Source organism: Halobacillus litoralis (genome assembly GCF_009856445.1).
Classification (GTDB): Bacteria; Bacillota; Bacilli; order Bacillales; family Halobacillaceae; genus Halobacillus; species Halobacillus litoralis.
The window spans coordinates 114,364-128,965 of record NZ_WMFA01000001.1 but is presented as its reverse complement, the minus strand read 5'-3'; the positions used below and the strand labels follow the sequence as shown (position 1 = coordinate 128,965).

14 protein-coding genes are annotated in these 14,602 nt (G+C 45.2%); 2 read left to right on the top strand and 12 right to left on the bottom strand.

Annotated features, from left to right (window positions below; all coding sequences use genetic code 11):
• Positions 1 to 112: 112 nt before the first annotated feature.
• Complete coding sequence (locus tag GLW00_RS00640; RefSeq protein ID WP_202412325.1) at positions 113 to 1,054, bottom strand: aldo/keto reductase; 942 nt, start codon at positions 1,052 to 1,054, stop codon at positions 113 to 115.
• A gap of 200 nt (positions 1,055 to 1,254) precedes the next feature.
• Between GLW00_RS00640 and GLW00_RS00635 the strand changes: the two genes are divergently transcribed.
• Positions 1,255 to 2,160 (top strand): Gfo/Idh/MocA family protein, encoded by a 906-nt coding sequence (locus tag GLW00_RS00635; RefSeq protein ID WP_160910546.1) that lies wholly within the window; start codon positions 1,255 to 1,257, stop codon positions 2,158 to 2,160.
• Between the two features lie 210 nt (positions 2,161 to 2,370).
• Here the strand turns inward: GLW00_RS00635 and rlmH are convergent, their stop codons facing one another.
• Positions 2,371 to 2,850 (bottom strand): 23S rRNA (pseudouridine(1915)-N(3))-methyltransferase RlmH, encoded by a 480-nt coding sequence (gene rlmH, locus GLW00_RS00630; protein ID WP_160910545.1) that lies wholly within the window; start codon positions 2,848 to 2,850, stop codon positions 2,371 to 2,373.
• 164 nt (positions 2,851 to 3,014) lie between these two features.
• Here rlmH and GLW00_RS00625 point away from each other — a divergent pair, with 164 nt between their 5' ends.
• Entirely contained in the window at positions 3,015 to 3,320 is a 306-nt protein-coding gene (locus GLW00_RS00625) for a hypothetical protein (RefSeq protein WP_160910544.1), read from the top strand.
• A gap of 125 nt (positions 3,321 to 3,445) precedes the next feature.
• Here the strand turns inward: GLW00_RS00625 and GLW00_RS00620 are convergent, their stop codons facing one another.
• From GLW00_RS00620 to GLW00_RS00575, 10 genes are all read right to left on the bottom strand, one after another.
• Complete coding sequence (locus GLW00_RS00620; RefSeq protein ID WP_160910543.1) at positions 3,446 to 4,669, bottom strand: M28 family metallopeptidase; 1,224 nt, start codon at positions 4,667 to 4,669, stop codon at positions 3,446 to 3,448.
• A gap of 148 nt (positions 4,670 to 4,817) precedes the next feature.
• The gene (locus GLW00_RS00615) at positions 4,818 to 6,101 is read right to left on the bottom strand and encodes a GntP family permease (RefSeq protein WP_160910542.1); all 1,284 of its coding nucleotides are present in this window, start codon (positions 6,099 to 6,101) and stop codon (positions 4,818 to 4,820) included.
• A gap of 18 nt (positions 6,102 to 6,119) precedes the next feature.
• Positions 6,120 to 7,298, bottom strand: a complete 1,179-nt coding sequence (locus GLW00_RS00610; protein WP_160910541.1) for a thiolase family protein — start codon at positions 7,296 to 7,298, stop codon at positions 6,120 to 6,122.
• An 18-nt stretch (positions 7,299 to 7,316) separates the two neighbouring features.
• The gene (locus GLW00_RS00605) at positions 7,317 to 8,093 is read right to left on the bottom strand and encodes a 3-hydroxybutyrate dehydrogenase (protein WP_160910540.1); all 777 of its coding nucleotides are present in this window, start codon (positions 8,091 to 8,093) and stop codon (positions 7,317 to 7,319) included.
• 12 nt (positions 8,094 to 8,105) lie between these two features.
• A complete protein-coding gene (locus GLW00_RS00600; protein WP_160910539.1) occupies positions 8,106 to 8,786 on the bottom strand; it encodes a 3-oxoacid CoA-transferase subunit B in 681 nt (226 codons plus the stop codon).
• Between the two features lie 18 nt (positions 8,787 to 8,804).
• Positions 8,805 to 9,500 carry a CoA transferase subunit A gene (locus GLW00_RS00595; RefSeq protein WP_115823022.1) on the bottom strand — a complete coding sequence of 232 codons (696 nt, stop codon included), beginning with the start codon at positions 9,498 to 9,500 and terminating at the stop codon, positions 8,805 to 8,807.
• A gap of 204 nt (positions 9,501 to 9,704) precedes the next feature.
• Positions 9,705 to 11,069 (bottom strand): sigma-54 interaction domain-containing protein, encoded by a 1,365-nt coding sequence (locus GLW00_RS00590; RefSeq protein WP_202412324.1) that lies wholly within the window; start codon positions 11,067 to 11,069, stop codon positions 9,705 to 9,707.
• Positions 11,070 to 11,233: 164 nt separating this feature from the next.
• Positions 11,234 to 12,508: a M48 family metallopeptidase gene (locus GLW00_RS00585; protein ID WP_326315705.1), complete on the bottom strand. Its 1,275-nt coding sequence runs from the start codon at positions 12,506 to 12,508 to the stop codon at positions 11,234 to 11,236.
• Between the two features lie 65 nt (positions 12,509 to 12,573).
• A complete protein-coding gene (locus GLW00_RS00580; RefSeq protein ID WP_160910537.1) occupies positions 12,574 to 13,041 on the bottom strand; it encodes an NUDIX hydrolase in 468 nt (155 codons plus the stop codon).
• 173 nt (positions 13,042 to 13,214) lie between these two features.
• Positions 13,215 to 14,318: an endonuclease gene (locus tag GLW00_RS00575; protein WP_160911791.1), complete on the bottom strand. Its 1,104-nt coding sequence runs from the start codon at positions 14,316 to 14,318 to the stop codon at positions 13,215 to 13,217.
• Between the last annotated feature and the right edge of the window lie 284 nt (positions 14,319 to 14,602).

Here is a 14,602-nt window from a genome sequence, read left to right as displayed (position 1 = left end):
TATCATTCAAAGGCTGGATGGGCTAAATCTATATAGTAAATGGCAGAAAAGAAAAAGCTGTGGTGTTGCAAAGACAAGCGAATGCATGGCAACACAGCAGAACGCCAACCTTCTACCACCCCACCTGTGATTTCTCTATATCTTTCACAAATAAATTTTCCAACTGTTCTTTGACCTTTTGCGATAACATAGCTTCTGATGCTGTAATATTTTGTTTTAACTGTTGAGAATCCTTAGCCCCAGGTATTACGGTAGATACTCCTGGATAAGAAAGAATAAATTGCAGGGCTATTTTCACCATCGATGCATCATTTCCAATAATACGACGTACCTGTTCCACTAACCTTCCACGTCTTTCAATTTGGTCTGCACTCCATCTGCTTCTAATTCCGGTAAATCTACTATTGGCATCATATTTCCCGGTGAGCCAACCCGAATCTAATGGAACCTTCGTAATCACCCCAACACCTTGGTTATACGCCTCTTGTATCCCATTGGTGGGTTCTTGGTGAAAGATATTGAACATGACCTCAATGACCTGGCTGTTCGTATTGTTTAGTAGTTCCTCCATCTCTTTTCCTGTATCGACAGAAGCCCCATACGCTCTGATCTTGCCCTGTTGTTTTAGTTTTTCGAGCATTTGAAATTGAGGACTGTCCCCGTGAAGGCTTATGAAAGGAGGATTGTGAAGAAGGAGACTATCCAAATAATCCGTATTCAACCTTCGTAAACTCTCTTCCACTGACTGCATCAATCTATCAGGTTCAAAGTCTTGTTCTCCAAAAGGGTGATGCCCGCATTTACTGCTAATGACCACCTGATCTCGTTTTCCCTTAAGAGCTTTGCCAAGGATTTCTTCGCTCTTTCCGTCACCATAGTTAGGAGCGGTATCAAAGAAATTACAACCGTAATCCAACGCTTCGCTTACTAATTGAAGCGCTTTCTTGTCGGTCATCTCTCCCCAATCTTTTTCATTACCTAACTGCCATGCCCCGAATCCCACATCTGACACTTGTATGCCTGTATTACCTAAGTCGCGTTTTCTCACTTTCATTTCCCCCTTTGACTACATTTATATATCATCGGACATGAAGCGTAAGAGAGTCCACGTATAGCCCCACCTTGCTTCAAGTATTTTCTTTCAATTTCCCTACGTAGCAGAATCGCAGCCAGTCAACACGACAAAAGCAAAAGACAAGAGCTAATTGCCATTCCATGTTACGCTGAAAACAATTACTATCAGGGGTGATAACTATGAAAATAGGGATTGTTGGTTTAGGAGACATCGCGAAGAAAGCCTACCTGCCTGTTCTTTCGAAAAAAGAAGGCGTGGAACTTGTGCTCTGCACACGAAATAAAGAAACGCTGGACAAGCTGTCCGCTAAATATCGGATTTCTGAAAAAGTCCAGACCGTCGAGGAGCTGATAGAGAAGGATATCGATGGCGCTATTGTCAGTGCGGCGACTGAGGCACATTTCGAAATAGCAGAAAAGCTGCTGTCGCATGGCATTAACACCTACATAGACAAGCCGATTTCGATGCATTTTGATGAAACCCAAAGAATCGTCCAGCTCGCAGAAGAAAACAAGGCCATAGCGATGGTAGGTTTCAACCGGCGTTTCATTCCTCCAGTGAAAGCCTTGAAAGAAAAAGGCAAACCGAGTCTGGTCCTCATGCAGAAAAACCGGTTCCGGCTGCCTGATTATGTCCAGCGTTTTGTCGTAGAGGATTTCATCCATGTGGTAGATACGCTCCGCTTTTTGATGGATACCGAAGTGAAGGATGTAAATGTGCAGGCACTCAAAAACGGCGATATGATGGACCACCTGATCATCCAGTTGATCGGGGAAGGGTGCACAGCGATGGGCGTCATGAACAGGAATGGCGGTGTTACAGAAGAAATCATTGAATATTCCGCTGGAGAGCACAAATATGTCATCAAAGACCTGGTGGAAACAATCCACTATCACGACAAAGAAATGAATATCTCTCAATTCGGCGGTTGGGACCCGACATTATATAAACGTGGCTTTTACCAGATTACCGACCATTTCATCGACTGTATCGCCAACACCCGTACGCCTGATCCGTCGATTCAAGACTCGCTTACCACCCATGAGATCTGTGAACAGATTGTAGAAAAGATAGAATCGACATAAGCAACACAAAAACGGACGCGCTTCAGGCATCCGTTTTTGTTCTCTTGTATAGTAGGGGGCATGTTAACCGCAATTGCAATATCATTAGAGTAACCAAACCGACGAGCCGCCCTGACCTTTCAACTGTATACTCTGGTAACCTACATGGCTGTAAAGATTGATCTAAAAGTATGGCTCCCTCGCTCTATTGTGCGAATGTAGAAAAATCATTTACTTGTGATACGGTTCGTTTCGTATAATCTTAAAAGCGCGATATACCTGCTCTACAAGCATCAACCGCATCAACTGATGAGGGAACGTCATATTCGAAAACGACAACCCAAAATCACTCCGCTTCAGCACCTCATCACTTAAGCCAAGCGAACCACCGATCACAAACGCCACTTTACTCTTCCCGTAGGTAGCAAGTTCGTCCATTTTTTTCGCAAGCTTTTCAGAGGTCAGCTGCTTGCCTTCGATTTCCAGTGTGATGACGTATGTATCTTGTGAGATCTTCGAAAGGATTCGTTCCCCTTCTTTTTGCTTCACTTCAACCATTTGTGCTTCACTCAAGTTTTCCGGCGCTTTTTCGTCCGGAACCTCGACAACATCTACTTTCGCGTAAGGGCCGAGTCGTTTCACATATTCCGCAATCCCCTGCTTTAAATATTTCTCTTTCAATTTCCCAACACTGACAATCGTAATTTTCATGCTGTATTCCCCCGTATCGCTTCATTTGTATCTAGTGTACCACGAAGTGGATTTCCATCATTAGGTGTACCAGGTCATACATAATATGGAATTTACTCATAAGCCTCCCTTTACCACATAGACATGAAAGGTAAGCCATTAATTCCTAAAGAGGAGATGAAAGCATGAGTGACTTCAAAAAGAACAACGACTCTAGGGAAGATGAGCAGGCTCAGAAGAAAGATGATGGATTTGTAAAAGGGGTATCTAAAGAAGCCAATGACTTCATTCATAATACGGTCGACGCTTCCGGTAAAATCATTAAATCAATTACGGGTGAAGGCGGTTTGATCGGAAAGACAGTGGATTCTTCCGGTAATATTGTTAAGAAAGCCTCTGAAAAAGGCTCAGATGTCATTGGCAAAACGGTGGACAATTCTTCAAAAGCGTTTAAATCGATCAAAGACAAGACGTTCAACAGAAAGAAATAGAAAACCTAATCCAAACCCTCTAAAAGGAATCGATTCGTTTAGGTTTGAATACAGATGAAGGTGCAACAAGAGTGAAAGACCAAATTCTTAAGAATTTGGTCTTTCTTGTTTGTCTATACTTCAAATTATAAAGAAGCTTGTTTTTTCCTTGTCCAAACGTTTGATTTCTCTTGAAGACCTTCTATTATTTCTAAAGCAAATACACGAACCTCATTTAATTTACATTCGTTCATCCATTGAATGGTATCGTCTTTGGTATGTATTAAGTCACGAACACCATTGCTGCTAAATGGAATACTTGGCACACCATTCGAGAAAAATGTATAATGATTGCTTTCATACCACGGAAGGGTCCATTGTACCGCAGGGAACTCCCTTTTTATATTCCTTAAATAAATCTCCAGTTCATCCGAACCGGCCATGAGCGTAATATTATTCGTTCCGAGAGTTTGTCCAACCCCATCGAAGTTCAAAGCAAGAATAGCATCTTCCAAACTTCCTTTATGTTCCCTTAAATAATATTCGTCCCCAAGACCAAGGTATTCTTCAGAGCTGAAAGCAATAAATTCAAAACCCACTTTCCAATCTTTTCTCCTTGAAATTTCTTCCACCAGGGAAAGTAAAATAGCAATCCCTGAAGCATTGTCGTAGGCCCCATTCGTTTCAAATACGGTATCATAGTGAGCGGCAAGAATGATCTTCTCTTTTCCTTGTCCCTGCTTTCTCCCAATAATATTTTTCGTCCATCCCTTATTTCTTTTACTATGGATCTTACAAGTAGCTGATGAGCGTTGATAGTCATTCATTATTTTCAATCCGACCTCTGGTGATATCGTTAAAGACGGGATAGAAAAGTCCCAGTCGTTAATAATGGGCAGGTTTTTACCCTTTTCCATGCGTACGAAAATAATCGCTGAAGGGTTTTTCTCTTCAAGGAGTTTCAGAGTCTTCTGATGATGATCAGGGTTATATATAGTAAAGCCTTTGGGAACATAATTTTCTTTCGATAACTCTCCATATAAAAAAGCAATGTTCCCCCCCAAATAGGATGAAGACTCAAGCTCTTCAAGCGTACAAAAAGGCACAATCTCTCCACTAACCTCACAGGCTTCTGAAAAATTATTCCCCTGGGACTCAAGCGTTTCACCATTAAACTCAAGATTTGTTTCATGCAGATGCCAAGCCGGCACCTCAAATTCCTGTTTTTCTACTACCAACCCTGCATTACGGAATGTTTCCTCAATGTAATCAGCTGCTGCATGGTTCGCTTTTGACCCTACAGGGCGACACCCAATCTTCTCGGATAGCAAAATAAAGTGATCCATAACTCCTTCTTGAAAAGTTGACATGAAATCCTCCTTAAATAAGCAATTCTATTACTATTACATCTTTATAGAGGAAATCCCTCTATATTTCTAACATTAAATGACAACTAAACGTATAGTTAAACAAAACAGGACACCCATCATAGGATGTCCTGCTGTTTGATTTGTTTTATTATAGAATGCCAATCGTGTTCAACAAGATGACAAAAGCCACAGAAATTACCGGAATCAATACAGCAACAACAAAGATATCCTTATAGCTGTCTTTGTGTGTCATTCCTGTAATCGCAAACAACGTTAAAACCGCTCCGTTGTGAGGAAGTGCATCGAGACCTCCGGAGGATAAGGAAGCAACGCGGTGGAAGGCTTCCGGGCTGATCCCCGTATTCATCGCGATTTCATAGTATTTGGATCCTAACGCTTCCAAGGCGATTCCCATACCGCCGGACGCGGAACCGGTTGCACCAGCGAGCACGTTAACCGCAATTGCTTCAGAGATCAGTGGATTTCCTTTGATGCCCATAAGCAGTTGTGTCAGGTTGGCGAAGCCGGGGACTTCGCGTACGACTGTACCGAATCCGACCGCGGCACTCGTGTTAATGATGGCAATAACCGATCCACCCGCTCCACTGTTCATGGAAGGGATGAACTTCTTGTACATCGTCACATTCAAAAGCATGATGAGCACAATTCCTGAAATCAAAGCCGTGACAACGTCCCATTCTAATAGATTCAATGTAAGAAGAACCGTTAATAAGGGCAAAAGGGACAGGAAGAAATTCGGCGTTTGATCGGGTCCTTCCACTTCTTTCTTTTCTTTCGGTTCGGTGAATACCTCTCCTTGAGCGACGAGTTTCTTCTCACGCCATCTCAGGTAAAAATAACCTCCACCACCCATGATGATGGCAGCAATGATCCCCATGACAGGTGCTGCCATGGCATCCGTCTGGAAATATTCCATAGGGATCAGGTTTTGGATTTGAGGGGAACCCGGCAGGGCTGTCATCGTGAATGTAAACGCACCTAAAGCGACCGTAGCGGGAATCAGTTTACGACTGATATTCGCTTCACGGAACAGCGATAGGGCCAATGGATAAACAGCGAAAACAACAACGAACAGGCTGACCCCGCCATACGTCAGAACAGCAGCGGATACGAGTACCCCTAAAATCGCACGCTGGGTACCAATCAATTTTGTCAGAGCAACCGCAACAGAACGAGCCATCCCTGTGTCTTCCATCAGTTTTCCGAAGATAGCTCCGAGCATGAAGACCGGGAACCAGTCTTTCGCGAAGGCGACGAATCCGCCCATGTATGTATCTTTATAAGCTTCGAGTAGATCGAGACCGCCGGTGAGGGCGACGACACCAGCTGCGATGGGCGCCACCCAGATGATTGACCAGCCTAAATAGGCGAGGGCCATCAATACGGCAAGTCCGAGAAAAATTCCGAGCATGGTTTTTCCTCCTTAGGTTTATTGAGTCTCGACGACCATGGCAATGCCTTGACCGCCGCCGATGCATAACGATGCGACGCCGTAACGTCCACCTCTTCGTTTAAGTTCCTTGATCATCGTGTATAGGACCCTTGTACCGCTTACGCCGATCGGATGACCGAGGGCAATGGCTCCTCCGTTGACATTCACTTTGTCACGGTTAAGACCTAGTTCCTTTTCAACAGCAAGGTATTGTGAGGCGAACGCTTCGTTCACTTCAAAAAGGTCCATCTCATCAAGCGAGAGCTGCGCCTTTTCCAAAGCTTGGCGAATCGCTGGTGCAGGACCGATGCCCATATATTCAGGTTCAACGCCTGCAACGGACCAGGAAAGGATCTTGGCTATCGGCTGAACATTATGATCGCTCACGTAATTTTCGCTTGCTAGCACCACAGCACCAGCACCGTCATTAATACCACTTGCATTTCCGCCTGTCACCGTGCCGTCCTTTTTAAAGGCAGGCTTCAGCTTGGATAAAGATTCAGGGTTCGTATCTTCACGGATATGCTCATCTTGGTCGACTACTTTAGTACCTTTACGTGTCTTAATCTCCACAGGAACGATTTCATCTGCAAATTTCCCTGTTGAACGGGCTTCTGCAGCAAGCTTGTGACTGCGTGTGGCATACTCATCCTGCTGTTCTCGTGAAATTTCATATTTCTCGGCAAGGTTTTCACCGGTCACACCCATACCGGCTCCGATGTATTCATCCGTCAATGCAGCCCATAGCATGTCATCAACTTTTGGTGTACCGAGCTTCGTTCCAAAACGACTGCCTCGCATGGCATGTGGGGCAAGACTCATGCTTTCCACACCACCAGCTAGAGCCGTTTCCCCTTCGCCAAGCTGAATCGACTGTGCAGCCGAGATGACGGATTGCATACCGGATCCACACAAACGGTTGACTGCAAGAGCCGGGCTTGTATGTGGTACGCCTGTTTTCAAGGAAATGTGGCGCGCTAAGTAAGGCGCGTTTTGAGAAGAGTGGATGACATTTCCCATGATGGTTAGATCAATATGTTCAGCGGAAATGCCGCTTCTTTTCAAGGCTTCTTTACTTGCCGTGACACCTAAATCGGTCGGATCGACGTCTTTCAGGGAACCACCGAACGTGCCGAACGGAGTGCGTGCCCCTTCTAAGATATAGACTGGTTTCATGTGAAAATCCCCTTTCGTTTATTGAGCCGTATAACCGCCATCGATGACGACTGCCTGCCCTGTGACCCCTTTGGCCTTGTCGCTTGCAAGAAACAATGTGTAATCTGCAATTTCCTGAACAGACAATAGACGTTTTTGAGGAACAAGCGGGTAAATAACTTCTTCCAGCGCTTTTTCTAGAGTAACCCCACGGTTTTCAGCAAGGTCCTCCAGTTGATTTCGAACCAGCGGTGTGTCTACATAACCTGGGCAGACAGCATTCACCGTGATTCCGTCTTCGGCACCTTCAAGAGCTGTCACCTTCGTAAGACCGATGACGCCATGTTTCGCACTATTGTAGGCGGACTTTCCGGCAAATCCGATTAATCCATTAATGGACGCCATGTTGATGATGCGGCCGAAACCTTGCTTTTTCATAATCGGGAAAGCGTGTTTGGTTGCCATGAACGGGGCAACTAACATAATTTTAGTAATCAATTCGAATTTTTCTGTTGGGAAGTCTTCAATCGATGCGACGTGCTGCAACCCGGCATTGTTAACGAGCACATCAAGACGACCGAATTTTTCTACCGTTTCGTCCATCGCACTTTGGATCTGTTCTTCCTTCGTCACGTCACAGACAAGTCCAATTGCCTGCAGACCCTCTTGATTGAGACGATCTGCTGCTTCTTTCACTTTTTCTTCGTTAATATCGCTGAGTGCTACTTTTGCACCGTTACGGGCGAATTCGGTGCCGATTTCATAGCCGATCCCGCTCGCTGCACCTGTAATGAATACCACTTTATTCTCAACCATGGGTGTTCCTCCTTATTTGCTGGATGGCATTTTTAAAAGTTCATCACTGATGATGAGATTCGCTTCTGTCTGATCTTTGATTTCGTCCACGGTCCATCCTTCAGCAATTTCCACGAGCATCAATCCTTTGTCCGTCACGTCCATAACCGCACGGTCCGTGATGATACGATCGACGACGCCTTTTCCTGTCAGGGGCAGTTTACATTCTTTTAAAATCTTCGGATCGCCATGTTTATTGACATGGTCCATGATGATGACGACCTTTTTCGATCCGTGTACGATATCCATCGCACCACCCATGCCTTTAATCATTTTTCCTGGAATCATCCAGTTGGCGAGGTCACCATTTTCTGCAACTTCCATACCACCTAAAATGGCTAAATCGAGGTGCTCACCACGGATCATGGCAAACGATTCTGCACTATCGCAGTATGCGGCACCCACAGACGCCGTTACCGTTTCTTTTCCGGCATTAATTAAATCCGGGTCAACTTCATGCTCATAAGGCGAGCGGCCGATGCCCAGGAGCCCGTTTTCTGACTGAAGCACGACTTCTTTATCCGGCTGGATGTAGTTCGCGACCATTGTCGGCATGCCGATCCCCAGGTTTACGTAGTAACCGCTTTCAATTTCCTGCTCTGCTCGTCTGGCAATCATTTCGCGGATTGCCGCTTTGTCTTTTTGTACTGCCATTGTTCATCTACCTCCTATTTATGCTTCTGCCTTTACTGTATAACGTTCAATGCGCTTCTCCTGCTGGCCTTCGATCAGCCCTTGCACATAAATACCCGGCGTATGAATCGCATCAGCTTCCAGTTCACCCGGCTCGACGAGTTCTTCGACTTCTGCAATCGTCACAGCACCAGCTGCCGCCATCATCGGGTTGAAGTTGCGAGCCGTTTTGTTGTACACGAGATTTCCGTGACGGTCTCCTCTGAATGCACGGACAAGACTGAAATCTGCCGTCAATCCTTCTTGTAAAAGGTATTCCTTACCATTGAATGTGCGTACCTCTTTGCCTTCCGCAATCGGAGTACCGACTCCTGCTGGTGTGTAAAAGGCTGGGATACCAGCTCCACCTGCACGGATTTTCTCAGCTAACGTTCCTTGAGGCGTAAGTTCGACTTCAAGCTCTCCTGCGAGAACCTGACGCTCAAATTCCTTGTTTTCCCCGACGTACGATCCTATCATTTTATCAATCTGTTTATTTTTCAAAAGTAGTCCGAGTCCCCAATCATCGACACCACAGTTGTTGGAGATGACCGTTAAATGCTTCACGTTGGATTCGACGAGGGCAAGAATCAAGTTCTCCGGTATTCCGACGAGACCGAATCCTCCTACCATAATTGTTGAATGATCCTTTATGTCTTTCACAGCTTCATGAAATGATGAATAAATTTGTTTCATGAGTCTTCACACTCCCTTCACCCTTTTACATGCAAGTTTCATGCCAACTTCACGGTATTGATGCACCAAGGATTTTGAATCTTTTGTGAACGATCTTTTCCGGATTTCCGGAATTCAAGGTCACTAAATAATGAAAGCCCTTACATAAACGCATAAAAAGAACCATTCCGGAATTTCGGAATAGATTCCCGAATTCTGGAATGGTTAGAGATTGTATTTTTTTACTTTGTCGTAAAGCGATGACTTTCCGATACCCAGACGCTTCGCAGCCAAGCCCTTATCACCATCGGCTTCTTTTAACACCTTTTGGATTGCATGCTTTTCAGTCTGCTCGACGATTTGTTTCAACGTTTCCGCTTCCTGAGCGGGAGCAGATTCTTTTTGAAGATGAGAAGGAAGGTCCTCATATTGAACAGTCTCCCCATCGGTCATGTGCACCGCTGATTCGATGACGTTTTCAAGCTCACGGACATTGCCCGGCCAATGGTATTTGTAAAAGACGTCTTCAACGGCTTTCGAAAACTCTTCCACACGTTTGCCCGTACGATCGGATATTTTCTGCAATAAATATTTAGAGAGGATTTTAATGTCGCCACGCCTCGTGCGAAGAGGAGGAATATCAATCTGGACGACATTGATCCGGTAAAAGAGGTCCTCACGAAAGCGCTGTTCCTGAATCATTTCCTCGAGCGACTGGTTGGTCGCAGCAATGATACGGACATCCACTTCCTGCGGATGAACGGCTCCTACCGCTTCAATTTCCCCTTCCTGGAGAGCGCGCAAAATTTTCACCTGCGCTCTTAGTGGCATATCCCCAATTTCATCAAGAAAAAGCGTCCCACCATGAGCGAGCTGGAATTTCCCGGGCTTTCCACCTTTTTTCGCCCCGGTAAACGCCCCATCCTGATAGCCAAACAGCTCCGCTTCGATGAGATCCTCAGGAATAGCCGCACAGTTCACCTTCACAAAAGGCTTTGTGCTCCGCTCGCTGAGGTGATGAATACTGTGAGCGAACAGTTCCTTCCCTGTCCCGCTTTCCCCTCGTAAAAGAACAGAAACATCGCTGTGAGCCGTTTTGCGTATTTTTTCCTTTAACCGCAGTACGTCCGGGGAGCTCGTAATGATGTCATGCAGGGAGTACTTGGCACCGTTTTGCTGCTGCATTTGATTACGGTACGTTTCAAGCTCAAGGAGGAGATCCTTAATGTGCGTATTCATGATTTTCCACTCATCCGTGTCACGGAATAGGACCATGCCGAGAGCACCAATCACCTCACCGTTTTCCCAGAGAGGAATGCGATGGGCAATCATGTAATCGCCACGGATCTGCTGAAGGTCGGCCATTTCTTCTTGCCCTGTAGCTGCCACAATGTGCATGCGCGTATTTTCAATGACGTCCGTCACATGCTTTCCCTTTACCGTCGTTTGATCCACATCAATGAACCGACAGTAGCTTTCATTCATGTAAGAAATGCAGCCCTCTCGATCGACGACGACAATACAATGTTCCACATTCCCAAACAACGTTTCAAGCACTTGATTCCGGTAATCCTCAAGCATAGAAAGCATCCCATACCCTCCTCTTTCTTCCTATTTAATATGATAACGTTTACAAACTCATTTACTAAAATTCTACCAGAATACCCCCGCACAAACTAGATACAACCTAAAAACTGCCACACCAGGTCATCCAGAATTCTGGATGACCTGGTGTGGCAGATATTGTAAGTCTGTTATTCTTCTTTCACATCAATCCCCTGATAGGATTCAAGCATATGGATGCGCTCCATCATGGTCGGGTGTCCGTACCGTAAATATTTAACGAGCGCAGGTGGATGAACATCACTCAACCCGTTCACGGTGAGCTCCTGGAACGAGCCGATTGCCGCACCCGGGTCCCGGGTCATTTCAATTGCGTACTTGTCGGCATCTGTTTCAGCGTTCCTTGATATGGCAAGCTCCACAGGACTGGATAGGAATGAAAGCATCGTCAAGATAAGGAAGAACATTGGCAAACTTGCAATGTCCGAAACCTTTGTGAATCCAAGACGCTCTCCCCACCTGCGCGTCGCGTACCGTAACAAATGATAGGTGAAGAAGAGTCCGAAAAACGTAGCGATAATGACACCCGCTAAATTCCAATACAAGTGGTTCATGACGTAATGGCCGATTTCGTGCGCCATAATAAACAGCACTTCATTTTCTTCAAGGCGGTTCAGCGTTGTATCCCATAGAACGATGCGCAAATTCGATCCGATGCCATTCACATAAGCATTCATGCTATTGGTCTTTTCAGACATATTCACTTCATACACCCGATCAGCCGGAACGTCTGCTTCATCCGCAAGTACAAGGATTTTCTCTTCCAGCTGTTTGTCTTGAAGCTCGGTGAAATCGTTGTAAAGCGGATCAATAACAACCGGCTGTAAGTACATCATAAAAAATAAAAACGGGATCATGAGCACCCAGGCGATTAACCACCAACGCTTTTCAAACTTTTTCATAAGAAGATAAAGGACCGTGATAAGCAGGGCCATGATAATGAATCCGATCCAAAACCCGATCAGCTCATCGCGCATCCAGCTTGAAAAGCTTTGAGTCGAAATGCCATATTCTACAGACAGCCATCGTCTCGCATAATCCAGCGGAAATAAAAGAATCGTCGTCAACGTTTGCAGCAGTAAAACGAAGATCGGTATTTGGATGATGCGAAAACGGGAGATCTGCTTTCCGAAATTCTTAAAAACGACGGTGGCACCAAAAATCATCACACCAAGATAGATCATCCACTCGAGCGGCTCTCCGAGAAAGGATAAGAAATTCTGATACCGCGAATACTCCTGACTCAACTCAAGCTCTTTTTCCGTCATGAAAGTCGCGGGATCTGCAGCCGTTCCTTCATAGGCTGGCGGCACACCGACATCTGTCCACTGGAAGAAATAAAGGCCTAATAAAAGACCATAGATGACATACAACGCGAGTGTCCAAGTGATGAACTTTTTCTTCACTTCCCCACCTCCGAAAAATAGGACTCGTACCATTGTACGAGCCTGTGTGAATGACTAGAACTCTCTTATCTTTTCACAACGAGATGCGATGTTTCACATGGAACATTGGTTAATGCTTTTCGGAGAAAAGGCGGTCGTACTTCAATTTTCTCCATATCTTCTAAAGGGATCCATTGATAGATCAGCTGCTCCCCTTCAAGTCCATGGAAAGGCCCTTCTCTGAAGTTCGGTAGTTCGGTGGTTAATAAGTAATAGAAAGCTACCTCATGCATATCATCACCGAGGTGTTCGAAAAACGTCTCCGCCATCCATACCGTCCGCTCCACTTCCACAACATAGCCAAGCTCCTCTTTCATCTCCCGCACAATCGTATCTTCAGAAGCTTCTCCCAGTTCAATGCCTCCGCCTGGAAGCGCCCAGTATGAATCATTCACCTGTTTATGTAAAAGCACATGACCATTCTCAATCATAATGCCCGCCGCCCGATAGTTGAACCTCTGCCCGTCCACCTTAAACCGAACATCCCTTGCCATCCAATCCCTCCTAAAAATCTCACATCCTATAAACTACTACACCCAAAAACCAAACTCCTGCACCGGTTCATAAAGATCCCAAATATTGTTGTACCAGGTCATACCGATAATGGTAATTTAAACCTTGTAAAAAAACCGGACCATAAGACGGTCCGGTTCGTTTCTTGCTTCTTTTACCATATCTGTTCAACGTATTCTGGGTGATCGATGAAAGGATTGCGATTTCCTTGATAATCATTAAAGATTACTTCATTTCGGTTGCGTTCAAAGTCATCGACAGGATCCTGTGCATGCCATTCCTTCAACACAGAAAGTTTTCCTAAGTACGGCCCGCTCGTTCCTACATAATCAGCAATCTCCAAATCCAATTCCCCCTGGCCCCCTTCATAACGGACGGCCATATAGTAAATCATTCGTGCGACGTCCCCTTTTACTGCGTCCCGGGGCTCCCATGAATCTCCGTCATAGTACGTGCCCGGCGCTTCATAAAAAGCGGATCCTCCTTCATCAAAATCCAGATTTCCACGAGCGGAATTGACGGTAACATCGGTCGGTCGGAGGTGGTGGATATCCGTACCCGCTCCCATCGATGTCCCGAAATCCCCATGGGACTTCGCCCACACATGCTCCCGGTTCCAGTCATCAACATATCCTCCGTTGTCATACTTGCTATAGGACTTTCCAGAGTATAAAAGCCGTACATTATTCGGGTTTGATGGATCCTCATCTGTGTGACGCAATGCATCCCAGACGTTGGAATATGAAAGCTCGGTATGGTCGTCAATGATCTCATGCAGCGATTGCTTGAGTGCATAGCCTGTCAAACCTTCGACCCCTTGGTAGTAGCTCCCTGTGTATGTACCACCATCGTCCCCTCCGTCACCATCACTTGAAACTTTAGAGATCGAACTTACATATTCAATCCCCTGGTGACTAAAATAATCATCCCTGGTCCCATCTACTCTGATTTTTGTTCCCATCAACGCAGGGTTGTTCTGCAGTCCATATTCACTGCGATATTCTGAATCCAACTTTACAAAAATCATGTCGTCCACCTGAGTTTCCGAAGCATCATCCGCTACCGCCAAAGCATAATTACTTGTGAAACTGCTCTGTTCAACCGTGTCAATGCCCACAGGTACCCCTACAATATACCCTTCCACCACTACATCGGTTCCATTCGGGGTGGACAAAGAATCGCCTACGGTTATCGTTCCAGCAGCCTGAACACCATGGACAGATAAAATAAAGACAAGACTAAAAAAGAAAACGAACATCCTCTTCAATTCAATCACTCCCTATATAGAAATTAGACCTTCGCCTATCTCTTCCATGTCGGATCACCATTTCCTTCAGCTCACCACAAAATTAATACAAACCTCACAGACTCTTAAAACAGCCCACAGAAAATTACCAGAATATGTATGACCTGGTCTCCCAAAAAATGTATAGCAAAAAAGGCGAAGGAAAAAGTGAAATTGTTATGTGAAATATTGAGCAAAAGGGTTGTTTTTCATATTCAACCGTTTTATAATTAAGAACATATCCAACATGTGAAATA